The sequence below is a fragment of the Streptomyces sp. BBFR25 genome (genome assembly GCF_044590125.1).
In the GTDB taxonomy this organism is placed as follows: domain Bacteria; phylum Actinomycetota; class Actinomycetes; order Streptomycetales; family Streptomycetaceae; genus Streptomyces; species Streptomyces canus_D.
This window is the reverse complement of the sequence record NZ_CP172447.1, coordinates 3250982-3273221: the sequence shown is the minus strand read 5'-3', so window position 1 is coordinate 3273221 and position 22240 is coordinate 3250982. Positions and strand designations below refer to the sequence as shown.

Annotated in this window: 21 protein-coding genes; 13 read left to right on the top strand and 8 right to left on the bottom strand. The window is 72.6% G+C overall.

Translation table 11 applies throughout. The features are described from left to right. Positions 1 to 69 precede the first annotated feature (69 nt). Positions 70 to 3219 carry a DUF3427 domain-containing protein gene (locus ACGH52_RS14800; protein ID WP_399939683.1) on the bottom strand — a complete coding sequence of 1050 codons (3150 nt, stop codon included), beginning with the start codon at positions 3217 to 3219 and terminating at the stop codon, positions 70 to 72. 113 nt (positions 3220 to 3332) lie between these two features. Here ACGH52_RS14800 and arr point away from each other — a divergent pair, with 113 nt between their 5' ends. Both arr and ACGH52_RS14790 read left to right on the top strand, forming a co-directional pair. Then, complete coding sequence (gene arr / locus ACGH52_RS14795; RefSeq protein ID WP_399939680.1) at positions 3333 to 3743, top strand: NAD(+)--rifampin ADP-ribosyltransferase; 411 nt, start codon at positions 3333 to 3335, stop codon at positions 3741 to 3743. A gap of 80 nt (positions 3744 to 3823) precedes the next feature. Further along, positions 3824 to 4345: a hypothetical protein gene (locus ACGH52_RS14790; RefSeq protein ID WP_399939677.1), complete on the top strand. Its 522-nt coding sequence runs from the start codon at positions 3824 to 3826 to the stop codon at positions 4343 to 4345. A gap of 119 nt (positions 4346 to 4464) precedes the next feature. Here ACGH52_RS14790 and ACGH52_RS14785 read toward each other — a convergent pair whose 3' ends face one another. The 3 genes from ACGH52_RS14785 to ACGH52_RS14775 form a co-directional block, all read right to left on the bottom strand. Then, positions 4465 to 4905, bottom strand: a complete 441-nt coding sequence (locus ACGH52_RS14785; protein ID WP_399939674.1) for an SRPBCC domain-containing protein — start codon at positions 4903 to 4905, stop codon at positions 4465 to 4467. 99 nt (positions 4906 to 5004) lie between these two features. Continuing rightward, positions 5005 to 6039, bottom strand: a complete 1035-nt coding sequence (locus tag ACGH52_RS14780) for an SEC-C domain-containing protein (protein WP_076974518.1) — start codon at positions 6037 to 6039, stop codon at positions 5005 to 5007. A gap of 110 nt (positions 6040 to 6149) precedes the next feature. After that, a complete protein-coding gene (locus ACGH52_RS14775) occupies positions 6150 to 7556 on the bottom strand; it encodes an MFS transporter (protein WP_399939671.1) in 1407 nt (468 codons plus the stop codon). Positions 7557 to 7676: 120 nt separating this feature from the next. Here ACGH52_RS14775 and ACGH52_RS14770 point away from each other — a divergent pair, with 120 nt between their 5' ends. From ACGH52_RS14770 to ACGH52_RS14755, 4 genes are all read left to right on the top strand, one after another. Continuing rightward, positions 7677 to 8198, top strand: a complete 522-nt coding sequence (locus tag ACGH52_RS14770; RefSeq protein ID WP_399939668.1) for a winged helix-turn-helix transcriptional regulator — start codon at positions 7677 to 7679, stop codon at positions 8196 to 8198. Between the two features lie 82 nt (positions 8199 to 8280). Beyond that, a complete protein-coding gene (locus ACGH52_RS14765) occupies positions 8281 to 8592 on the top strand; it encodes a DUF6412 domain-containing protein (protein WP_399939665.1) in 312 nt (103 codons plus the stop codon). A gap of 121 nt (positions 8593 to 8713) precedes the next feature. Beyond that, positions 8714 to 9427, top strand: a complete 714-nt coding sequence (locus ACGH52_RS14760) for a YidC/Oxa1 family membrane protein insertase (protein WP_399939662.1) — start codon at positions 8714 to 8716, stop codon at positions 9425 to 9427. 168 nt (positions 9428 to 9595) lie between these two features. Continuing rightward, complete coding sequence (locus ACGH52_RS14755; protein WP_399939659.1) at positions 9596 to 10453, top strand: fumarylacetoacetate hydrolase family protein; 858 nt, start codon at positions 9596 to 9598, stop codon at positions 10451 to 10453. Positions 10454 to 10568: 115 nt separating this feature from the next. Here ACGH52_RS14755 and ACGH52_RS14750 read toward each other — a convergent pair whose 3' ends face one another. The 3 genes from ACGH52_RS14750 to ACGH52_RS14740 form a co-directional block, all read right to left on the bottom strand. Then, a complete protein-coding gene (locus ACGH52_RS14750) occupies positions 10569 to 11441 on the bottom strand; it encodes an LLM class F420-dependent oxidoreductase (protein ID WP_399939656.1) in 873 nt (290 codons plus the stop codon). A gap of 107 nt (positions 11442 to 11548) precedes the next feature. After that, positions 11549 to 12052, bottom strand: a complete 504-nt coding sequence (locus ACGH52_RS14745; protein WP_076974511.1) for a heme-degrading domain-containing protein — start codon at positions 12050 to 12052, stop codon at positions 11549 to 11551. Further along, positions 12049 to 13131 (bottom strand): Gfo/Idh/MocA family oxidoreductase, encoded by a 1083-nt coding sequence (locus ACGH52_RS14740; protein WP_399939652.1) that lies wholly within the window; start codon positions 13129 to 13131, stop codon positions 12049 to 12051. Before ACGH52_RS14740 ends, ACGH52_RS14745 begins: the two co-directional genes overlap by 4 nt. Positions 13132 to 13187: 56 nt before the next feature. Between ACGH52_RS14740 and ACGH52_RS14735 the strand changes: the two genes are divergently transcribed. Continuing rightward, the gene (locus ACGH52_RS14735; RefSeq protein WP_399939649.1) at positions 13188 to 14474 is read left to right on the top strand and encodes an ROK family protein; all 1287 of its coding nucleotides are present in this window, start codon (positions 13188 to 13190) and stop codon (positions 14472 to 14474) included. Positions 14475 to 14676: 202 nt separating this feature from the next. On the opposite strand, the gene ACGH52_RS14730 is transcribed toward ACGH52_RS14735, so the two are convergent. Further along, positions 14677 to 16167, bottom strand: coding sequence for a PQQ-dependent sugar dehydrogenase (locus ACGH52_RS14730; RefSeq protein ID WP_399939646.1), 1491 nt, complete (start codon positions 16165 to 16167; stop codon positions 14677 to 14679). A 657-nt stretch (positions 16168 to 16824) separates the two neighbouring features. Between ACGH52_RS14730 and ACGH52_RS14725 the strand changes: the two genes are divergently transcribed. The 6 genes from ACGH52_RS14725 (at position 16825) to ACGH52_RS14700 (ending at position 22211) form a co-directional block, all read left to right on the top strand. Further along, positions 16825 to 17580 (top strand): GntR family transcriptional regulator, encoded by a 756-nt coding sequence (locus ACGH52_RS14725; protein ID WP_362769218.1) that lies wholly within the window; start codon positions 16825 to 16827, stop codon positions 17578 to 17580. A gap of 110 nt (positions 17581 to 17690) precedes the next feature. Further along, complete coding sequence (locus tag ACGH52_RS14720) at positions 17691 to 18836, top strand: TIGR03364 family FAD-dependent oxidoreductase (RefSeq protein WP_399939643.1); 1146 nt, start codon at positions 17691 to 17693, stop codon at positions 18834 to 18836. Positions 18837 to 18844: 8 nt separating this feature from the next. Continuing rightward, positions 18845 to 19546 carry an HAD family hydrolase gene (locus ACGH52_RS14715; protein ID WP_193777762.1) on the top strand — a complete coding sequence of 234 codons (702 nt, stop codon included), beginning with the start codon at positions 18845 to 18847 and terminating at the stop codon, positions 19544 to 19546. Continuing rightward, the gene (locus tag ACGH52_RS14710) at positions 19546 to 20613 is read left to right on the top strand and encodes an ABC transporter ATP-binding protein (protein WP_399939639.1); all 1068 of its coding nucleotides are present in this window, start codon (positions 19546 to 19548) and stop codon (positions 20611 to 20613) included. The genes ACGH52_RS14715 and ACGH52_RS14710 overlap by 1 nt, the downstream gene beginning before the upstream one ends. After that, on the top strand, positions 20603 to 21427 hold the full coding sequence (locus ACGH52_RS14705) for a 2-aminoethylphosphonate ABC transporter permease subunit (RefSeq protein WP_399939636.1): 825 nt from the start codon (positions 20603 to 20605) through the stop codon (positions 21425 to 21427). Before ACGH52_RS14710 ends, ACGH52_RS14705 begins: the two co-directional genes overlap by 11 nt. Beyond that, complete coding sequence (locus ACGH52_RS14700; RefSeq protein ID WP_193777761.1) at positions 21414 to 22211, top strand: ABC transporter permease; 798 nt, start codon at positions 21414 to 21416, stop codon at positions 22209 to 22211. The genes ACGH52_RS14705 and ACGH52_RS14700 overlap by 14 nt, the downstream gene beginning before the upstream one ends. Positions 22212 to 22240: the final 29 nt, after the last annotated feature.

Genomic DNA, 22240 nt, shown 5'->3' with positions numbered 1-22240 from the left:
GGGGTATCCCACCCGAGTGACCCTGGGACGCCAGGCACCGGATACCGGCCATGGGCCGACGCGGGTGGGTCAACTCGCCTGGATCGCCGCCGAGTAGGACCACACATCAGCCGGGATCGGGTGATCGAGATGCCACGTGATCGCCATCGGCTTGCTGCCGGTGTGCTCCACGTAGGTTGCCGGTCCCAGGAGCATCCACGGCTGCGACTTACCCGTGTCCGTATTCGCGTAGCGGCGCATGAACAGCAGGACGTGGGTGCCGCGATCGGCGTGCTGCCGGTAGCGCTTGCCCGTGGCGGAGTCGGGGGAAGTCGCGTTCTGGGACTCCCAGTGGAAGAGGTTCGGGCTGATCGCGTAGTCCTTGTACCGGACCGTGGGTGAGAAGTCCTTCTCGTCCTTCTCAAGTGTGATCAGCAGTGCGTCGGTCTGGAACTGCTCCGCCCACTGCACGCCCTGGGCGAAGGATCTCGGCATCTGACCACCGAATCGGGCGATGCCGAGGGCGGCGAGGATCTCCGACCGGTTGTACGAGCTGTGGACCTTCAACGGCACGGTGCCGAGGCCGTTGGACAGCGGGATCGGGACGTGGTCGGCTCGGTCGATGACGTACGACAGCACCTGCCGCAGTTCATCCCTCAGGGCTCGCTGCGGACGTAGCGCCGCGAGGCCCTCCGTATAGGTGGTGAACCCGCCTGCGTTGTCCCACAGGTTGAAGAACAGCATGCGGGCGTAGGCCTGGCCGGTCTGGTCGAGCTCCTCGTACGACGGGGCGTCGTCCGCCAAAAGGCTCAGGTATGCCTGCGCACGCTCGGGATCGTCCACGTGCAGGAAGGCGTGAACCCGCTTGAGTAGCGTTTCCTCGCCCGGGGGAGCCGGTTCGGCGGCCAGGCCGGCACGGCGTAGGACGAGGGTCCAGGAGTTGCTGCTCTTGTACAGCTCCTTGATCTCCCGGCGGCTTTCGCGGAGGTAGTCGGCGAGGAGCGGAGTGCTGTACTCCTTGACCTCCTTCACCAGCGTCTTCACCGTGGCGGACAACTGGGTCCTGATGTTGTCGAGGACCAGCTTCCTCGCCTTGCCCTCCAGGATGATCTGGCAGCCGGACGGCAGCTGGGGAAAGCCCCGCTCGATGTGCTCGACCAACCGATTGCGCGACAGGTTGGTCATGGCCCGGAACTGCTCCTCGAAGCGGAACTCCGCTCGGTGCTGGCCGATGAAGTCCAGGACCGTGAGTACCGGCTTCGTCTCCGTGCGCCGCAGTCCCCGTCCCAATTGCTGGAGGAAGACGGTGGCGCTGTTGGTGGGCCGCAGCAAAAGGAGTGTGTCCACGTCAGGGATGTCGAGCCCCTCGTTGAACAGGTCGACCGAGAAGATGACCTGGAGCTCGCCAGCCTGAAGGTCGGACAGTGCTCGGGCGCGTACCTCGGCCGAGGAGTCGCTGTCGAGTGCAGCAGCCTGGAACCCGGCCTTGCGGAAGTAGTCGGCCATGAAGTGGGCGTGCGCCTTCGTGACGCAGAAGCCGAGCGCGCGCATGCTACCGGGGTCGGAGATCTTGTCCCGGATCTGCTTGACGATGATGCGGGCTCGCGCGTCGTTGCCCGTCAAGAGGTTTCCAAGCTCCTGATCGGCGTACGACCCCTTCTGCCAGGTGAGGTTCGTGAGGTCGGTGCCGTCCGGGATACCGAAGTAGTGGAAGGGAGACAGCAGGTCGTTCTCCAGGGCCTCCCAAAGCCTCATCTCGGCGGCGATGCGGCCATCGAAGAACTCGTCCTGGACATTGAGCCCGTCCATCCGCTCGGGTGTGGCGGTGAGCCCCAGCAACTCCTTCGGGGTGAAGTGCTCGATCACCCGACGGTACGTACTGGCCGTGGCGTGGTGGAACTCGTCGATGACGATGACGTCGAAGTGGTCCGGCGCCAGTTGCTCCAGCCTCTGGACGTTGAGCGATTGGACGCTGGCGAAGACGTGGTTCCAATCCTGGGGATCGGCGCCGCCGTGCAGCAACTCGCCGAACGAGGCGTCGACCAGCACTTCGCGGTACGTACGCAAGGACTGCTTGAGGATCTCCTTGCGGTGTGCCACGAACAGCAGCCTGGGCCGACCGGAGGCCGCCTGCTTGCTCAGCTCGCGATAGTCGAGGGCGGCCATTACGGTCTTCCCCGTCCCGGTGGCCGCGACCAGCAGGTTGCGATGCCGCCCCCGGATATCGCGCTCCGCGCTGAGCCGCTCCAGCATGTCCCGCTGGTGCGGGAAGGGACGCACCTGGAGCCCGGAAATATTAATCTTGAAGTCGGTGGGCGACGCCGTCCCACCCGCCTGGGCCAGTGCTTCGTCGAGGCGATCGCTGTCGGAATCCGGGTCGTACGTCTCGAAAGCCACGTCGTTCCAGTACGCGTCGAAGGTGGCTTCGAACTTGTCTATCACCGCCGGTGTGGCCACCGACGACAGGCGTACGTTCCACTCAAGGCCGTCGAGCAGCGCCGCGCGGGAGAGATTCGAGCTGCCGACGTACGCCGTGTCGAAACCCGTCCTGCGTCGGAAGAGCCATGCCTTGGCGTGCAGCCGGGTCGATCGGGTCTCGTAATTCACCTTCACGGTGGCGCCGAATTCGCGCACGAGCCGGTCGAGCGCGAGGCGGTCCGTGGCACCCATGTAGGTCGTGGTGATGATCCGGATCGGGATGCCCCGCTCCTTCGCTGCGAGGAGCGAGTCCTCCAGCACGCGGATGCCGTACCACTTCACGAATGCGCAGAGCAGATCGATGCGATCAGCCGTGGCCAACTCGGCCCGCAGCTCCGCGCCCAGGTTGAGGTCTTCAGGGGAGTTGGTGAGCAGGGATGTTTCGGAGAGGGGCGTGAGCGGACGGATCGCATAGGCGCCCGGTGCCTCCTGCTCTGCCAGCGCCAGCAACTGGCGGGGCCCTTCGACGATCGTGCTGAGGGACTCTGCACCGCTCTGCCCACCGACATCGGCTGCCAGGGACTCAAGTACGCGATTCGCGAAGGGGACTCGGTCCTCGGGCCTGAGTTGGCTGAGATGGCGTGCCACTATGTCGCCGACGTGGCGGGCCAGCACATGGGGTGACGATTCTGCACCGACCTCGGCTTCGATGGCCTTCCACCCCGCGGTCTCCAATCGATCCAGATCACCGCGCACGCGATCCGTCACCAACTGTTCGTATACCCCCGCGACCGGCCCCTCCGGACTCCCCGCCTGCTCCACCCCGACCCCTCTCGGCACCACGTTGATGTGGATGCAGTTGTAGCAGGAGCCACTGACACCCAGGTGCAGGGAACGGCAAGTGGTCGCGGCAGCGTGGTTGGTAGCCTGCCGCGATGGACGAGGTACTGGACGAGGGGCCCTTCTTTCACGGCACGAAGGCCGACTTGCGGATCGGGGATCACCTCACCGCGGGCTTTCCTTCGAACTACCGGCCCGAGGTCCTTATGAACCACATCTACTTCACCGCGTTGCGCGACGGCGCAGGCCTCGCCGCCGAGCTTGCCGCCGGGGACGGGGAACCGCGGGTGTACGCCGTCGAGCCGACCGGGGAGTTCGAGAACGACCCGAACGTCACCGACAAGAAGTTTCCCGGAAACCCCACCCGCTCCTACCGAAGCAAGGAGCCGATCCGGATCGTCGGTGAGGTCACCGACTGGACGCGACAGACCCCCGAAGCGCTCCAGATGTGGCGGGACCGGCTGGCCGTGATGGCGCAGGAGGGGCGGGCCGAGATCATCAACTGACTCGGTCTCCGACGGCGGTGTCTGCCGACTGCTCGGTCGGAATGCCCTCGCCGTGCAGGCGTTGCTGGCACCCTCTTCCCGTGGACGCAGGGACAGCAGCGGTACTGGGTGCCGGGGTCGGTGTGGTCGGGACTGCCCTGGCGGCGGCCATCGCCGGGATGGCGGGGCAGCGGCAGGTGCGGGCCGAGCATCGGCACTGGCGGCGCCAGTTGCGCCGTGATGCGTATGCCGCCTTCACGGTCAAGGCCGACGAGGTCTACGAGGCGCTGCGCGGGGTCGAGGCCGAGCTGGGCAGGCCGGGGCATGATCTCGACGGGGTGCGCGCGACGCTCGACGCGACCCGCAGGCTGGTTCGAGGGGGACTGCACGATGCGCAGACCGCCGTCGAGTTGGAGGGGCCGGAGGAGCTGGCGCGGATGGCCGGGGAGCTGGCCAAGTCCCTGTCCGCCTGCGTCGCGGCGATCGAGGCGAGGATCGTGGGGCGGGAGGGCGGCGACGCGCTGGATGCCAACGACTCGTACCGTATCCGGCGCTTCCTCAACCACGCGTCGAAGAAGCGGGAGCACTTCGTGAGCCATGCTCGTGACGCCATCGACGTGTGATCCGCCCCGCCGGAAGCGCTCGCCCTGCGATGGAGCAAGGTGTGAACCCTGTACTGCGAAGTGCTCACGCCTCGCGACGCCGGGGCGGCCCTGGCAGCGGGCGCGGTCGGACGGGGCGGTCAGTCCTTCGCCCCGTCCGACAGAAACCCCGTCAACCCGTCCAGCAGCATGTTGCTGCCCTGCTCCGCGCCGTCCCGTTCCTCCTTCGTGTCGCAGGTCTGGTGGAGGGTGATGACCGTGTTGCGGGGGCCCTGTTCCGTGAGTTCGACGGTCATCGTGGCCGGGTCCGGGCGGCCCGGGACGTCCATGCCGATGGTCAGGGCCCGGTGCTCGGCGACCTCGATGTAGGAGCCGGTCAACGGGAACTCCGCGCCCTCCGGAGTGCGCATTGTGGCCTTCCAGGCGCCGCCGGGGCGGACGTCCATCTCCACGGTGCCGGGGACGGCGTAGGCCCACTGGGCGTACTGGTCGGGGATGGTCCAGGCCTGCCAGACCTGGGCCGCGGGGGCGTCCAGGGTGCGGGTCAGGGTGTAGGAGAAGCCGTTCTGCTCGGTGCTCATGTCGTGTCTCCCAGGTCTGCTCGGGTTCCGGCGCCCGCCCCGCGGTGTGCGGCTCTCGGCGAGGCTCTCGCACCTGTAGACGCCCGGCGGCCCCGAATCTCATCGGCCCCCGGCGACGTCCTGCCCGTGGCACTCCCCGTACGTCCGCCCCGACCCGCACCAGCACGCCGCCCCGCGCTGCGGCGGCCACGCCACCGCGAGGCCCCGGGCCGCCAGGGTCGTCGCGTACTGGGGGAGCAGGGTCGGGTCGGCCGGGGACGCGCCCTCGGACGCCGCGAAGGCCTCGTAGGAGGGGACCGTGCCCGGGACCACGCCCAGGTTCGGGGTGCCCGACGAGGCCAGTTCGCGCAGGGCGGCCTCTATCGACGCCAGGTGGTCGTCGTAGGAGGGGTACTCGGCGGCGAGGGAGGGGTACGCCTCGGTCAGTTCCGTCAGTTCACCGGCCGGCCAGTGGAGCATGGCCACCGGGAACGGACGGGACAGGGCCTCGCGGTAGGCGCCCAGCTCGGCGCGCAGGCGGGAGATCTCCGCCTCCAGGTCCGCCGGGTTGTCCGAGCCCAGGGACCAGACGCGCTTCGGGTCGTGCAGCTCGTCCAGGGAGACCGGCATCGAGTGCAGGGTGTCGGCCAGGGTGTCCCACTCGTCGTGGGCCAGGCCCAGCATCCTGCGGACGCGGTGGCGGCCGTAGAGGAGCGGGTGGGTCGGGTACGGGGGCTCCGGTACGTCCGTCAGGAGCAGGCGGGCGCCCTCCGTGAACGTCTCGTGCGCCGCCTCCAGCTCGTCGTGGGCCTCCAGGGCCTCGGCCACGATCACCCAGGGGGCCGGGTCGCGCGGCGACGCCGCACGCACGCCGTCGATGATCGCCCTGGCCTCCGCCTCGTGGTCGTACTCCCACAGGTTCGACGCCTTCAGGGCGCGGACCAGGGACGGGTTGTCCAGCGGTGCGGAGGTCCCGGCGGACAGCAGGCGGTCGTAGAGCTTGGTGGCGGCCGGGCGGTCGCCGGACAGTTCCAGGTGGGCGGCGGCGCGCAGGAGCAGGGCCTCGGCGTCCTCCGGGTAGAGGCCGGCGGTCCGTTCCAGGCGGGCCGCCTCGGCGGCGTGGTCGACGTTTTCGGCGGGCGTGTCGGGGCGCATGGGGGACACCGTACTGCCGTGAGGTGACCGGGGGCAGCCTCCCCGGGGGACGCCGCCCGGCCCGAGGGCGGGGAGTGGTGCCGAGGAGGGGCGAGACGGCGTCGGTCCGCTCAGCGCCGTTCCCGCAGCGTCCCCACCAGCACCGCCGCCGCCACGGCCAGCCCCGCCGACACCCACAGCGCCACGTCCGTGCCCGCCCCCGGGCTCCCCGCCGACGTCGCGATGGCGACCGTCAGGGCGACCCCGGCGCACGAGCCGATGTAGCGGAACGTCTGCTGCGCGCCCGAGCCCATGGCCGCGCGTGCCGCCGGTACCGACTCCACCGCGAGCAGCGGCAGCGCGGCGTTGAGCAGGCCGCTGCCGACGCCCGCCAGCACCAGGCCGGGCAGCAGCCGGACCCAGGAGCCCGCGCCGACCGCGCCGAGCATGGTCAGGACGCCGACCGCGTGCAGGGCGAAGCCGACGGTCAACTGGTGGCGCGCGGAGACGCGGTGGGCGATGCGGCGGGCCTGGAGGGCCACCGCGAAGGCGAGCCCGGCCCAGACCAGAAAGAGCAGCGCCGTGTCCATCGGGGACAGGCCGAGCGCCCGTTGCAGCACCGTCGGCAGGAAGCTGAAGAGGCCGATCACCGACAGGCCCGTGAACAGCCCGCCCGCGGAGGACGCCAGGAAGAGCGGGCGGCGCAGCAGCGACAGGTCGATCATCGGGGTGGCCGCGCGGCGCTCCAGTACGGCGAACAGGGCGCCGAGGAGGACGGCCGCCGCCAGCAGCAGGCCCACCGGCGCGCGCAGCCACCCGTCCCGGCCCAGCGTCAGCGCCGCCACCAGCGCGACCAGCGCCGGTCCGAACGTCAGCGCCCCGGAGAGGTCCGGCCGGCCCTCCCGCGGTGAGCGCGACTCCGACAGGGACCGCGCGCCGAGCCCCGCCACCACCAGCGCGGCGGCGCCGAGGACGCCGTGCGCCACGCGCCAGTCGGGTATCGCCCCGACGACAACGGGGCCCACGGCTATCCCACCGCTGACGAAGGCGCCCCACACGCCGGTCGCGCGCAGGCGTCCGGCCGGGGTGGGGAAGGCGTGGACGAGCAGGCCGAGGCTGCTGGCCAGCAGCGCCGCGCTCGCCGCGCCCTGGGCGATGCGGGCCAGCGTGAACAGCCAGGTCGTGGAGGCGAAGGCGCCGAGGACGGTGGTGACGCCGAGGGCCAGCGTGCCGGAGACGAAGAGCCGGCGGCGTCCGTAGTCGTCGGCCAGGCTGCCGGCCACCAGGAGCAGGGCGGCAAGGCCCAGCGGGGTGCCGTTCAGCAGCCAGGCCTGGGCGGACAGCGGGGTGTGCAGATCGGCGGCGGTCTCGGGGAGCGTGACCATCGGCGCGGTGAACGCCATCAGGGCCACGGCGGTCGCGGCGCTGGTCAGCGCGAGGGTGCGGCCGGGGTGCGGGGGCGGCGAGGCCCGTTCCGGGGTGGCGGCCGGGGGCGTCGGTGTCGCGGTGGTCGGGGAGTCCGTGCCGGTGTCGGTCATGGCTGGCTGTCCGCTCCGCTTTGTGTGGGTTCGCTCAATGAACTGACCTGAGGCGGACCAACCTAGCACCGTCGGTTCGATGACTGAACCGAATGGCGAAAGGTGGCTACAGTGGACGGCATGGCACTGGGCAAGGACTACGCGACGCAGGAGTGCTCGATCGCCCGCGCGCTGGAGGTCGTCGGCGAGCGCTGGACGCTGCTGGTGATCCGCGACGCGCTCTACGGCGTCCGGCGGTACAACGACTTCCTCGTCCACCTCGGCATCCCGCGCGCCGTCCTGGCCAACCGCCTCCAGGCGCTCACCGCCGAGGGGATCCTGGAGAAGCGCAGGTACCAGGAGTCGCCGCCCCGGGACGAGTACGTCGTCACGGACCGCGGCATCGCCCTGTGGCCCGCCCTGCGGGCGCTCGGCGTCTGGGGGCGCGAGCAGCTCGGCGGCGAGCCGATGCGCACCTTCTGGCACGCCGACTGCGGCACGGAACTCACTCCCCTCGGGTCCTGCCCCGCCTGCGGGAGCCTCGTCGCCGTGCGCGACATCGACATGCGGCCGGGTCCCGGGCTCGACCCCGACCCGGCGGACCCGGTCAGCCGGGCGCTGCTCGGTCCCCGGCGGCTCCTCCAGCCGGTCGAGGCCGAGTAGCAGGGTCCCGCGCAACGCCGTCCCGCACAAGCGGTCGTCCTGTATAACTGGGGCAAACACGCGTACGAGAGGGGGAGTGGCCATGAACCGGGAACGGACCGGCCCGCGCCCCTTCCTCGTCCTGCTGCTGGTCCTCCTGCCCGTCGCGCTCGTCGACGTCGGCAGCCTCTCCGCCACCGTCGCGCTCGCCGCGACCGCCGCGGTCGGTTCCGCGCTCGCCGTGTGCGCCGTCATCGCCGCGCGCTGCGCGCCCGCCGTGCCCCCCACGCGGGTGCGTACGGCCATCAGGGACCGGGACCTGCGTACGGCCTTCCTGCCCCAACGCGATCCCGACGCGCCCGGCCGCCGCCGGCCCCGAGCGCCCGGACACGCCCTCCCGGCGACCGCCGCGTAGGGCACCCCCTTCCACCAGGGCACATCCCCGCGCGGGCCGTGTCGTCATGCCGCCATTCGCCGGCCGCACGCCGGCTTCACCGTCACCGGCACGACGAGACCCCCGGAGGGTTCACCCGCCCATGTCCGTTTTCGCCAGCCTGGTCGAGCACCTCGCCGACCTGCTCCAGCCCGTGTTCGGCGCCTCCGCCGCGGCCGCCGCCATCGTCCTGTTCACCGCCCTCGTACGGCTCCTGGTCCATCCGCTCTCCCGGGCCGCCGCCCGCGGCCAGAAGGCGCGCACCGCACTCCAGCCGCGGATCGCCGAGCTGCGCCGCAAGCACGCGAAGAACCCCGAGAAGCTCCAGCGGGCCGTGCTCGCCCTGCACACCGAGGAGAAGGTCTCCCCGCTGTCGGGCTGCCTGCCCAGCCTCTGCCAGGTCCCCGCCTTCTTCCTGCTCTACCACCTCTTCTCCAGCTCGACGATCGGCGGCGAGGCCAACGAACTCCTCTCCCACCGGCTCCTGGCCGCGCCGCTCGGCGGACGCTGGGCCGACGTGTTCGGAGACGGCGGGCTCACCGGCGGGGCCGGGCTCGTGTACGTGGCGCTGTTCGCGGTCGTCGCCGCGGTCGCCACCTTCAGCTACCGGCTCACCAAGCGGACGATGGCCGACCGGCCGGTGCTGCCCGCCGGTGGCGGGGAGGCGGTCCCGGGCGTCGGCGCGATCACCCGGGTCATGCCGTTCATGTCCTTCTTCACCCTCGTCACCGTGGCCGTGGTGCCGCTGGCCGCCGCGCTGTACATGGTCACCAGCACGACGTGGAGCGCCGTCGAGCGGGCCGTGCTCTACCGCTGAACGCGGGGCGGGGCGGCCGCGTGGCTACGGTCCAGTACGTGAACGGGGTATTGCGGAGTGGAACCGGGCCTTGGAGGATCGACCAGTCCTCCGACGGCTGTCGCGTCGCTGCCGCACCCAGGTCGCGCATCGTCGGGCGGGCTGCCCGCGATCGAGGAGTTGGGGATCATGAAGCTGTTGCGAGTCGGTACGGCGGGGTCGGAGCGGCCCGCGCTGCTCGACGCCGACGGAACCCTGCGAGACCTGTCGGGCGTCGTGGCGGACATCGACGGCGGCCTGCTCGCCGACGAGGGCGCGCTCGACCGGATCCGGTCCGCCGCCGCGGCCGGTGAGCTGCCCGCCCTGGACGGCACCGGGCTGCGCGTCGGACCGCCGGTGGGACGCATCGGCAAGATCGTGTGCATCGGGCTGAACTACCACGACCACGCCCGCGAGACCGGCGCCGAGCCGCCCGCCGAGCCGGTCGTCTTCTTCAAGGCGCCGGACACGGTGGTCGGCCCGCACGACACGGTGCTCGTGCCGCGCGGTTCCACCAAGACCGACTGGGAGGTGGAGCTGGCGGTCGTCATCGGGCGCACCGCCCGCTACCTGGAGTCGGCGGAGGAGGGGCTCGCGTGTGTCGCGGGGTACGCGGTCGCGCACGACGTGTCCGAGCGGGAGTTCCAGATCGAGCGCGGCGGGACCTGGGACAAGGGCAAGAACTGCGAGACGTTCAACCCGCTGGGCCCGTGGCTGGTGACCGCCGACGAGGTGCCCGACCCGCAGCGGCTGGCTCTGCGGCTGTGGGTGAACGGCGAGTTGAAGCAGGACGGCACGACCGCCGAGCAGATCTTCCCCGTGGGCGAGGTCGTGCGGTACCTGAGCCGGTTCATGGTGCTGCGCCCCGGTGACGTCATCAACACCGGGACGCCGGCGGGGGTGGCGATGGGGCAGCCCGAGCCGAAGCCGTACCTGCGGGCCGGGGACGTGGTCGAGCTGGAGGTCGAGGGGCTGGGGCGGCAGCGGCAGGAGTTGAAGAACGCGTAGGCGCTCCGCTGGGGCGCTGGGGGACTGGGCCACTGGCGCCCTGTGGCGCGTCGACGGCTGACGGCGCGTCGTGGCTGGTCGCGCAGTTCCCAGCGCCCCTTCGGGGCGCGTGCTCTCACCTCAGTAGGGAAGCGAGCCGGCGCCAGCCCTCCCGCGGGAGGCGGGTCATGTCGTCCTCCACCAGCTGGAGGGCGACATGGTCGGCGCCCGCGTCGTGGAAGGCGTCGATGCGGGCGCGGACCGTGGCCTCGTCGCCCCAGGCGAAGACGGCGTCGATGAGGCGGTCGCTGCCGCCGCCGCTGACGTCGGCGTCGGTGAAGCCGAGGTTGAGGAAGTTCTTCGTGTAGTTCGGCAGCTTCAGGTACATCGCCAGATAGGCGCGGGCCGTCGCGCGGGCACGGGACGGGTCGGAGTCGAGGACGACCTTGAACTCCGGGGCCAGCAGCGCGCCCTCGCCGAGCCGCTCGCGGGCCTGCGCGGTGTGCTCGGGCGTGACCAGGTACGGGATGGCGCCCGCCGCCCGGTCCCGGGACAGGTCCAGCATCTTCGGGCCGAGCGCGGCCAGCACCCGGTGGCCGGAGCCCATCCCGGCCCGGTCCAGCTCGTCCAGGTAGCCGACCATCGTCGAGTACGGGCGGCGGTACCCCTCCGCGATCGGGGCGTGGCTCACGCCGAGGCCCAGCACGAAGCGGCCCGGGTGGGACACCTCCAGCTCGGCGAAGCTCGCCGCCGCCTCGGACGCCTTGTGCTCCCAGATGCTCTGGATGCTGGTGCCGACGACGATCCGCTCGGTGGCCCCGATCAGCGGCGCGGCGAGCCGGGCGGCGGTGTTGCCGCCGAGCCACAGGGCGCCGAAGCCGAGCCGTTCCAACTCGGCGACCGCCTCGGCGCGTTCGGGCGCGCCCTCCGGGTCGTCGGAGCGAAACCCGCCGCTCCAGACGCCGTACCGTCCGACCGATTCCTTCAGCGAAACCGTCGCCTCGTTCATCGCTTGCGATCCCTCCGGTGGGCACCGTGATCATCCTGTGTCTCTGCCAGACAACCACGGGTACCCACCACCGATTCCCCGACCACGCCCGCCCGGGGCCGGTCGGGCTACTCGCCCAGGAACCGCTCCAGCGCCTCGACGACCAGCCGGTGGTCCTCCACCTGCGGCAGCCCGGAGACCGTCACCGCACCGACGACGCCGACGTCGGCGACCGTGAGCGGGAAGGAGCCGCCGTGCGCCGCGTACGTATCGGGGTCGAGCCGCGAGGACTCCTCGAAGGTCGTGCCCTTGGCCCGGAAGCGCGAGCCGACCAGGTACGACGCCGAGCCGTACCGCTCCACGACCCGGCGTTTGCGGGCGATCCAGGCGTCGTTGTCGGGGGTCGAGCCGGGCAGCGCGGCGTGGAAGAGCTGCTGTCCGGCGCGGTGGATGTCGATGGCGACCGGGGCCTCGCGCTCCCGGGCCAGCTCGACGAGCAGGGAGCCCAGCGCCCAGGCGTCGTCGTGGGTGAACCGGCGGAAGACCAGGCGGCGTTCCTGCTCCTCCAGCTCCGCCACGGACGGTACCGACGGTTCGGACGCCTCGGGTGCGGTCGGCTTCGCGGCGCTCACAGGGACACCACCACTGCGTCGCGGGCCGAGCGGCGGGCCGCCTCCAGTACGTCCAGGGCGGCGGCGGCCTCCAGCGCGTCCACCGGGTTCGGGCCGCCCTCGCGCAGGGCCTCGGCCACGGCCGCGTAGTACGCGGGGTAGTCGCCCGGGACGGTCGCCGCCACCTGCCCGCCGCCGGTCAGCGGGGAGTCCCCGGCGCCGACGCGGCCCCACAGCGACTCGTCCTCCTCGCCCCAGCCGGGGCCCGGCCGCTTGCCCTCGCGCAGCGCCGCCTCCTGCGGGTCGAGGCCGTGCTTGACGTAGCCCGCCTTCGAGCCGAGCACCCGGAAGCGGGGGCCGAGCTGGGCGGCGGTGGAGGAGACGTAGAGGTGGGAACGGACGCCGTTCGCGTGGGTGAGCGCGAGGAACGTGTCGTCGTCCGCCTCCGCGCCGGCCCGCCGGACCACGGACTCGGCGTACACCTGCGTGACCGGGCCGAACAGGACGAGGGCCTGGTCGACGACGTGGCTGCCGAGGTCGTACAGGAGACCGCCGATCTCCGCCGGGTCGCCGGACTCGCGCCAGCCGCCCTTCGGCTGCGGGCGCCAGCGCTCGAAGCGGGACTCGAAGCGCCACACCTCGCCCAGCGCGTCCTCGGCGAGCAGCTTGCGGAGGGTGAGGAAGTCGTTGTCCCAGCGGCGGTTCTGGAAGACGGAGAGCAGCAGGCCGCGCTCCTCGGCCAGTGTCGCCAGCGCGCGGGCCTCGGCGGCCGTGCCCGCCACCGGCTTGTCCACCACGACCGGCAGACCGGCCTCCAGGGCCCGCGTCGCGAGCGGCACGTGCGTCTTGTTCGGGGACGCGACGACGACCAGGTCCAGCTCACCGGCCCGGTCGAACAGCTCGTCGGGCGCGGCGACGGTGCGCACGTCCGGGAACTCGGCGCGGACCTGCCGCTGCCGCTCCGGGTTCGAGGTGACGACCGTGTCCAGGGCCAGGCCCTCGGTGGCGGCGATCAGCGGGGCGTGGAAGACGGAACCCGCGAGGCCGTAGCCGACGAGGCCGACGCGCAGAGGGGGATTGCCGGGAGGAGTACCAGTCATGCGTCCTACTTTCGCAACGGTGTTGCCAAAGTGCAAGCGCCGGGGACAATGGGGGCGTGAAGAGGAGCGACGGCGGAGGTACGGCTGCGGGGCGCGACCCGGAGGCTCCCGGGTGCCCGGGCGGGCCGGGGCCGGGCGCCGCCCCCGCGGGGCCCGGTGGTGCCGCGAGGGGTGTCGCCGGTGGTGCCGGGGACAGTGTCGCCGGGGGCGCCGTGCCGGGTGCGGCGGGCGGAGCCAACCTGCTCGCCCCGCGCAGCCACAACGCCGCCCTCGTGCTCGACCTGCTGCGCACCGCCGGCGCCGGCGGCATCAGCCGGCTCGAACTCGCCGAGCGGACCGGCCTCACCCCGCAGGCGGTCAGCAAGATCACCGCGCGGCTCCGGGAGGACGGGCTCGCCGCCGAGGCCGGACGGCGTGCGTCCACGGGAGGCAAGCCGCGTACGGTACTGCGCCTGGTCCCGGAGGCCGGCCACGCGCTCGGCGTGCACCTGGACCGGGACGAGCTGCGGGCGGTACTGGTCGACCTGGACGGCGCCGTGGTGGGGGAGCGGCGCCGCGCCCTGGACCTCGGAGCGGGAGCGCAGGCCGTGGTGGAGGGGGTGGCGCGGGCCGCGGGGGAGCTGGTGGCCGACACGCTGCGGCCGTCGGACCGTGCGCTCGCCGACGTCCCCGGCCTGCTCGGCCTCGGCGTCGCCCTCCCGGGGCCGCTCGACCACGTCCGCGGCGTGCTGCACCGCGTCACCGGTTTCCCGGAGTGGGACGGGTTCCCGCTGCGGGACGCGCTGGCCCGGCGGCTCGGCGTGCCGGTCGTCGTCGACAAGGACACCAACGCGGCGGCGCTCGGCCTCGCGGTCGGCGGCGCGGGCGGCGACAGCCGGTCGTTCGCCTACCTGCACCTCGGTACGGGACTCGGAGCCGGACTCGTGATCGGCGGGGGCGTGCACCGGGGCGCGCGGACCGGAGCCGGGGAGTTCGGGCACCAGGTCATCCAGCTGGACGGTCCGCCCTGCACCTGCGGCGCCCGCGGCTGCATAGAGGCCCTGTGCCTCGGTGCGGTCGCCCGCGGTGACCTCGCGGAGGCGGCCAGGGTGCTGGGCGCGGGCGTTGCGAACCTCGCAGGGCTGCTGGACATCGACCTGGTCCTGCTCGGGGGCCGCACGGTCGCCGCCGCGCCCGAGGCGTTCGTCCGCGGGGTCGGCGCCGTCCTCGACGCCCGAGCACGGCGCGAGGGCGGTCAGGACGGCGCCGTACCGGTGCGGGTGGCGCCCGGCGGGACACGGGGGGTGGCTGAGGGCGCCGCCCAGTTGCTGCTCGCGCCGCTCTTCGGGCGGGGCGACGCCTGACCGGTCATGGCTTGCGCCGCTCCAGGCGGCGGGCGGCGCCGACCTGATCCGAACGCCAACCCCCTGGCTCTCGGGGCGGCGCCCGACGGGGGCACGCCCGCACTCCTCGTCGGGCGGGCGACGCCTGGCGGGACACGGGTGGCGCCCCGACGCCGAGCCCTGTCCTGGACTCGGCGTCGGCCCGCGGCGGATGCCCGCCGGCTCAGCGGCCCACCGCGCACGCGTCCCCGTTGAGGGTGAACCGTGGCGGCGGCGACGCGTCGCCGGTGTGCTCCGCCAGGTATCCCAGCGTGACGCTCGCACCCGGCGCGATCGTGGTGTTGTGCGGGGCGGCGGCCGCCGAGATCGTGTTGCTGAGCTGGGTCAGCTCCGTGTTCCAGTCGGAGACGACCGTCTGCCCGAAGGACAGCGGGAACTCCAGCGTCCAGCCGCTCACCGGGGCATCGCCCGTGTTGGTGACCGTGAGGTCGACGGTCGTCCCGGTACCCCAGGACGTCACCGCGCGGTCCACCCGGCAGGCCGGTTCCTCCCGGCTGAACGACACGCGGTGCAGGCCGCCCGGCAGGTCGTTGACCACGTAGAACTCCCCGTCGACGGTCGTGCCCACCGACGTCACCTGCGTCGGCATCCCACCGATCTCGGCCTGCTCGTAGCCGCCCCGCCCGTCGGGGCGCAGCGCCCAGACGGTGGACGAGCAGTAGTCGGTCGCGATGTACACGCCGCCCACCAGGTCGGCGTACTCCCGGCCCCGGTAGACGTGGCCCCCGATGACCGAACAGCCGCCGGTGTACGGGGAGTAGCTGAAGACCGGCGCGGTGTACTGCTCACCGGGCGCGCAGTCGCCGCCCTCGAACTTCTCCAGGCCCTCGTAGCAGGACCAGCCCAGGTTCAGACCGCCCTGCCCGGCGGGGAGGTGGTCGACCTCCTCCCAGTGGCCCTGGCCGACATCGCCGATCCACAGGGAGCCGTCGGCGCGGTCGAAGGAGAAGCGCCACGGGTTGCGCAGGCCGTACAGCCAGATCTCCGGACGGGCGCCGGCGGTACCGACGAAGGGGTTGTCGCCGGGGACGCAGTAGGCGAGCGGGGCGCAGGCACGGCTCACGTCGATGCGCAGGATCTTGCCGAGCAGGGTGTCCAGCCGCTGCCCGGAGCGGAAGGGGTCCCCGGAACCGCCGCCGTCGCCGATGCTCCAGTAGAGGTTGCCGTCGGGCCCGAAGGCGAGCTGGCCGCCATTGTGATTGTTGAACTCGGCGTGCGGCTGGGAGAGCAGGGGCTCCAGACGGGCCTCGTCGAGCCGGTAGCGGGCCAGGGTCACCGCGCCGTCGGGCAGTGCGGTGTACGCCAGGTACAGGTCCTGGCTGTCGGCGAAGTCGGGCGGGAGGGCGATGCCGAGCAGGCCGCGCTCGTTGCCCGACTCGTCGACGGCCGGGGTGATGTCGAGCAGCGGGGCGGACGCCAGGCCGGTGTCCGGGTGGTAGACGCGGATCCTGCCGGACTTCTCGGTGATGAACAACCGGTCCGTGCCGTCGTCGGGGGCGACCAGGGCGGTGGGCCGTCTCAGCCCGGACGCGACCTGGGTGGTGGTCGCGTGGAGCGAGGACAGTGGGACGGGGGACGGGTCCGCCGCCGCGGCGGGCAAGGGGGCGAGGATCGTCAGGAGAAGGGCCGGGACGGCCAGGAGGAGGGTGCTCACCAGGAGTGTCAAGCGGCGCCCCCGGACGACGAGGTGAGCATGTATATGACAACGCTGCATGTGGACTCCTTCGCGTGTGTGGGAGCGCTCCCGCCCCTCAGGCTGGGGCTCTGTGCACGGACCGGCAACACGCGATCGAGCCACTTTCGCACCGGCTGGCGCGAACGCGATGGATGCCCGGTCCGGTGGATCTTCGGGGAGGGGTGAGCGTCGGGGTCCGCATCCGGTCGGGGGGCGCGGCGTGACAGTCGCGTGAACGCAATGAGCGTGCCGACGCATCGCGGTCCCGGGCGCCGCCGACGGCGGCTGCGGCGCCTGGTGCCCGGACCTCGCCAACATCACGTCCCGCGCCTGCGAGGGCGTCCACCCGGTCGTCGTCCGCGTCGACGGGAACGGGCGCTGGAGCCGTCGCAGCCCGCCTCGAGCCCTGCGACGAGGGCCGCCCGCACCCCGCCGACGCCGCGGCCGTCCGGCGCCGCGACGGCGACGGCGAGTGGATCGGCCGGTCGAACGACCAATGCCTCCGCTTGCACATACGCTTCCCCATCCGCGACGGACAGTGACCCCGCCACCCCCCCCCGTCATCCCCCATCCCCGCCACCCCCGTCAGTCCCCCACGCCGCACGCCCCCCGCCCCGCGTCTGCGACCATCCCTGCGTGGACTATCCGAACGACCAGGCCCCCGGCGCCCCCGTCCGCTCCGGGATTCCCGAGCACGGGCGTGTGCCGAAGTACTACGCCGTCAAGGCGCGGATCGACCGGCTCGTCGGTGAGCTGGGGGAGGGCAGCGCCATCCCCACCGAGCGGGATCTGTCCGAGCGTTACGGGGTCGCCCGCGAGACCGTGCGGCAGGCCCTGCGTGAACTCGTGCTGGAGGGCAAGCTGCGCCGGCAGGGACGCGGCACCGTGGTCGCGGGGCCGAAGTTGGCGCAGCCGCTGTCCCTGGCCAGCTACACCGAGGGCGTCCGGCGCCAGGGGCGCACCCCCGGCCGTGCGCTCGTCACCCTCGACCGCTTCCCCTGCCCCGACGCGCTCGCCGCCGAGACCGGCCTCACGCGCGGGGAGCCCGTCTGGCACCTGGAGCGCGTGCTGCTCGCCGACGACGAGCGGGTCGGACTGGAGAGCACCTACGTCGCCGTGGCCCGCATCCCCGACCTGGACAGCGCCTTCGACCCGGACTCGTCCTTCTACGCCCACCTCGCCGCGCAGGGCATCGCCTTCGGGGACGCCGACGAACGCATCGAGACCGTGCTCGCCACCCCGCGCGAGGCCCTGCTCATCGGCACCCCGCCGGCCCTGCCGATGCTGCTCATCCACCGCGTCTCCCGGGACACCGGGGGCCGCCCGCTGGAGCGGGTGCGCACGCTCTACCGGGGCGACCGGTTCTCCTTCACGGCCCATCTGCGCGGCTGAAAGACGCCCTCACCGACCGCCCATCGAAGTAACGAAAAGATAACGGGTCTAGCCCAAACGTGTTGACCAGTTCACGCTCTCGTTGTCAGCCGGATTCCTCCGGTTCCCCGATGCCAAGGAGCGTGGCGGTCGTGAGAGTGATAGTCGTCGGAGCCGGCGTGGTGGGCACCATGCACGCCTGGCACGCAGTGAACCGCGGCCACGAGGTCGTACAGATCGAGCGCGAGACCGAGGCCCGTGGCGCCTCGCTGCGCAATTTCGGCCAGATCTGGGTCAGTGGCCGAGCGGGTGGAGAGGAGCTGGAGACCGCGCTGCGGGCGCGGGAGCTGTGGGAGGAGATCGGCGGCCGGATCCCGGCGCTTGGCTTCCGCGCCAACGGCTCCCTGACCCCGCTCCGCGGCGACCTGGAGCGCGCCGTCGCCGAGGCGGCCGTCGCCCGCCCGGACGCCGCCGCCCGCGGCCACAAACTCCTCACCCCCGGTGAGGCCCGCGCCCTGAACCCGGCCCTGCGCGGCGACTTCGACGCCGCGCTGTACTGCGAGCGCGACGCCGCCGTGGAACCGCGCACCGCCCAGCTCGCCCTGCGCGCCGAACTGAACAAGTCCCCGCGCTACACCTTCCTGCCCGGCCGCGAGGTCCGCGACGTCGTCGGCGACCACGCCGTCCGCGACGACCACGGTGACGTGCACACCGGCGACGTCGTCGTCCTCGCCACCGGCGCCTGGCTCGGCGGCCTCGTGCGCGAACTGGCCGGACCCGACCTGCCCGTGCGCCGGGTGCGGCTCCAGATGATGCAGACCGACCCCCTCGGCGAACCGCTCACCACCTCGGTCGCCGACGCCGACAGCTTCCGCTACTACCCGGCGTACGGCTCGCCCGCCCTGGACGAGCTGAACGCACGGCAGCCGCAGCCGGCCACGGCCGCGGAGCACAGGATGCAGCTGCTCATGGTCCAGCGCGCCGACGGCGGACTGACCATCGGCGACACCCACGAGTACGAGCACCCCTTCGCCTTCGACACCCTCGAAGACCCCTACGAGCACCTCACCGGCGTCGTCGAGTCCCTCCTCGGCCGCCCGCTGCCCCGCATCCGCCGCCGCTGGGCCGGCGTGTACGCGCAGTGCACCGACAAGAGCCGCGTCGTGCACCGGCAGCGGGTGCGCGACGGCGTGTGGCTGGTCACCGGGCCCGGCGGGCGCGGCATGACCTGCTCACCCGCGATAGCCGAGACCACCGCGAACGAACTGGGCTGGTGAACACCCCGATGACCACGACCTCCCCCGACATCCGCCTCGTCGTCCTCGACATGGCCGGCACCACCGTCGCCGACGGCGGCCTCGTCGAGCGCGCCTTCGACACGGCCGCCCGCGCACTCGGCGTCGAGCCCGGCACCCCGGACCACGCCGAGAAGCTCGCCTACGTCCGCGCCACCATGGGCGAGTCCAAGATCTCCGTCTTCCGGCACCTGTTCGGCGACGAGGACCGCGCCCAGCGCGCCAACACCGCCTTCGAGAAGGCGTACGGCGAACTCGTCGACGGCGGCCTGATCGCCCCGGTCCCCGGCGCCCGCGAGGCCGTCGAGGAGCTGGCCGCCGACGGCCGCACCGTCGTCCTCACCACCGGCTTCGCCCGTGTCACCCAGGACGCCATCCTCGCCGCCCTCGGCTGGCAGGACCTGGTGCCGCTCACCCTGTGCCCCGCCGACGCGGGCGGGCGCGGACGGCCCTACCCGGACATGGTGCTGGCGGCCTTCCTGCGCACCGGCGCCGCCGACGACGTACGCCAGGTCGCCGTCGTCGGCGACACCTCGTACGACGTGCTCAGCGGCGTACGCGCCGGAGCGGGACTGGTCGCCGGGGTGCGCACCGGAGCGCACGGCGACGACGCCTTCCGCGAGGCGGGCGCGAGCCACGTGCTGGACTCCGTCGCCGGTCTGCCCGCCCTCCTGCGGGGAGCATCCGGCTGATGAGCACCACAAGCAGCGGCATCCGCTTCGACTCGGTCACCGTCGCCTACGACGGCAACGTCGTCCTCGACGCCCTCGACCTCACCGTCGAACCCGGCGAGGTCATGGCGCTGCTCGGGCCGTCGGGATCCGGCAAGACCACCGCGCTGCGGGCGGTCGCCGGGTTCGTACGGCCCGCCTCCGGGCGGGTGTTCCTCGGCGACCGCGACGTCACCGGACTGCCCCCGCACCGGCGGGGCATCGGCATGGTCGTCCAGCAGTACGCCCTGTTCCCGCACATGCGGGTGGAGGACAACGTCGCCTTCGGACTCAAGGCCCGCAAGGTGGCCAAGGCCGAGATCCGGACCCGGGTGTCCGAGGCGCTGGAGATGACCGGCATGGGCGCCTACGCCCGCCGCCACCCCCGCGAGCTGTCCGGCGGCCAGCAGCAGCGCGTCGCCATCGCCCGCGCGCTCGCCGTCCGCCCGGACGTCCTGCTCCTCGACGAGCCGCTGTCCGCCCTCGACGCCCAGCTGCGCTCCGGCATGCTCGCCGAACTGGCCCGCCTGCACCGCGAGCTGCCCGAGGTGTCGATCCTGTACGTCACCCACGACCAGGTGGAGGCCCTCACCCTCGCCGACCGGATCGCGGTGATGGACCGGGCCCGCCTCCAGGCCTGCGGCACCCCGCGCGAGCTGTACCGGGCACCGGCCAACGCGTTCACCGCGTCCTTCGTCGGCAACGCGAACCTGCTGCCGGTGACCGTCCGCGCCGGGGGAGTGTCCTTCGGGGACGCGGAGATCGAGGTGGACACGGGAGGGGCCGCGGCGGGCGCCACGGCCACCCTGTGCGTACGCCCGCACCTCGTCGGACTCGGCGACGGCCCCAACCGGATCACCGGCACGGTGCGGGAGATCCAGTGGCGGGGCGCCACCCACCGCCTCTACGTCGAGGTGGACGGCCACCGCGTCATGGCGGACGTGCGCGAGCTGAAGGCTCCGCCGGTGCACGGGGAGCCGGTGAGCCTGCACTTCGCCCCCGAGGACGCCGTGCTGCTGCCCGCGGGGGTGAGCACCGGTGAGGAGTAAAACGGCGTACCTGTGGACCCTGCCGCCCGTGGCCCTGCTCGCCCTCTTCTTCCTCTACCCCCTCGCCCTCGTCGTCCAGCAGTCCTTCCAGCCGGACACCGGCGGCACCTCGCTCCAGCCGTACGCCGACGTCTTCGCCTCGGGGGCGTTCCGCGAGGCGCTGTGGACCACCGTGTGGCTGGCGGTGGCGGCCACCGCCGGCTGCCTGGTGCTCGGGTTCGTCCTGGCGCTGGTCATCGCCTTCGTGCCGTTCCCCGGGTCGAAGGCGGTGGCCCGCTTCATCGACGTCTTCCTGTCCTTCCCGTCCTTCCTGATCACGCTCGCGCTGCTGTTCGTCTACGGCACCGTCGGCATGGCCAACGGCGCGTGGACCGACGTGACGGGCGCGGCCGAGGGGCCGTTCCAGTTCCTCACCACGCCCTGGGGCGTGCTGCTCGCGGAGATCACGTACTTCACGCCGTTCGTGATGCGCCCGCTGCTCGCCGCCTTCTCGCAGCTCGACACGGCCCAGCTGGAGGCCGCCGGTTCGCTGGGCGCCCGCGCGCCGCGCATCGTCCGGCAGATCATCCTGCCCGAGGCGCTGCCCGCCCTCGCGGCCGGCGGCAGCCTGGTCCTCGTCCTGTGCCTGAACGAGTTCGGCATCGTCCTGTTCACCGGCGCCAAGGGCGTCACGACCCTGCCGACCCTCGTCTACGGCAAGGCGATCCTGGAGTCCGACTACCCGGGCGCCTGCGTGGTCGCCGTCGTCAACGTCCTGATCTCCGTGGGCCTCTATGGCCTCTACCGGGTGGTGAGCCGCCGTGCTGGTGCATAACCGCGCAGCGAGGTGGGCCGTGTGGGCGGTCTTCCTCGTCCTCTTCCTGCCGCTGTTCGCCCTTCCGCTCCTCGTGGTCCTCGGCGCCTCCTTCGCCACCCACTGGTCCAGCGTCCTGCCCTCCGGCTTCACCACCGCGCACTACGAGTCCGCCACCCGCGGCGAGGCCCTCCAGGCGCTCACCACCAGCCTGGTCACCGCCGCCACCGCCAGCCTCCTCGCCCTCGCGACCGGAACCTGGGCCGCGCTCGCCGCGGCGGCGCTCAGACAGCGGCACCGCAAGGCGCTCGACGCCCTGTTCGTGCTGCCCCTCGCCGTGCCCTCCGTCGTCGTCGGCCTCGCCACGCTGGTCGCCTTCTCCCAGCCGCCGATGCTGCTCAACGGCACCCGCTGGATCGTGATCATCGCCCACACCGTGCTGGTCACCGCCTTCGCCCACCAGTCCGTGTCCGCCGCCCTCACCCGCCTCGACCCGGCCTACGAGCAGGCCGCCGCCTCCCTCGGCGCCTCCCCGGCGTACGTCCTGTGGCGGGTGCGGCTCCCGCTGCTGCTGCCGTCCCTGACCGCCGCCGCCGGCCTCTGCTTCGCCCTGTCCATGGGCGAGCTGAGCGCCACGATGATGCTCTACCCGCCCGACTGGACCCCGCTGCCCGTCCTGATCTACGCGGCCACCGACCGCGGCGCCCTGTTCACCGGCTCCGCCGTCGCCGTGGTCCTCATGACGGCCACCCTGCTGGTGCTGCTCGCCGTCTCCCGGATCCGCACCAGAGCCTCGTACCGCTAGCCCTTCCCCACCGCCTCGCAAGGAGCGCA

Coding starts and splice junctions, on each gene's coding strand:
- ACGH52_RS14710 (WP_399939639.1), top strand. CDS start 19,546: ATGAGCACCACAAGCAGCGGCATCCGCTTCGACTCGGTCACCGTCGCC.
- ACGH52_RS14755 (WP_399939659.1), top strand. CDS start 9,596: ATGAAGCTGTTGCGAGTCGGTACGGCGGGGTCGGAGCGGCCCGCGCTG.
- ACGH52_RS14760 (WP_399939662.1), top strand. CDS start 8,714: ATGTCCGTTTTCGCCAGCCTGGTCGAGCACCTCGCCGACCTGCTCCAG.
- ACGH52_RS14720 (WP_399939643.1), top strand. CDS start 17,691: ATGCCAAGGAGCGTGGCGGTCGTGAGAGTGATAGTCGTCGGAGCCGGC.
- arr (WP_399939680.1), top strand. CDS start 3,333: ATGGACGAGGTACTGGACGAGGGGCCCTTCTTTCACGGCACGAAGGCC.
- ACGH52_RS14770 (WP_399939668.1), top strand. CDS start 7,677: ATGGCACTGGGCAAGGACTACGCGACGCAGGAGTGCTCGATCGCCCGC.
- ACGH52_RS14780 (WP_076974518.1), bottom strand. CDS start 6,039: ATGCGCCCCGACACGCCCGCCGAAAACGTCGACCACGCCGCCGAGGCG.
- ACGH52_RS14715 (WP_193777762.1), top strand. CDS start 18,845: ATGACCACGACCTCCCCCGACATCCGCCTCGTCGTCCTCGACATGGCC.
- ACGH52_RS14740 (WP_399939652.1), bottom strand. CDS start 13,131: ATGACTGGTACTCCTCCCGGCAATCCCCCTCTGCGCGTCGGCCTCGTC.
- ACGH52_RS14785 (WP_399939674.1), bottom strand. CDS start 4,905: ATGAGCACCGAGCAGAACGGCTTCTCCTACACCCTGACCCGCACCCTG.
- ACGH52_RS14750 (WP_399939656.1), bottom strand. CDS start 11,441: ATGAACGAGGCGACGGTTTCGCTGAAGGAATCGGTCGGACGGTACGGC.
- ACGH52_RS14765 (WP_399939665.1), top strand. CDS start 8,281: ATGAACCGGGAACGGACCGGCCCGCGCCCCTTCCTCGTCCTGCTGCTG.
- ACGH52_RS14775 (WP_399939671.1), bottom strand. CDS start 7,556: ATGACCGACACCGGCACGGACTCCCCGACCACCGCGACACCGACGCCC.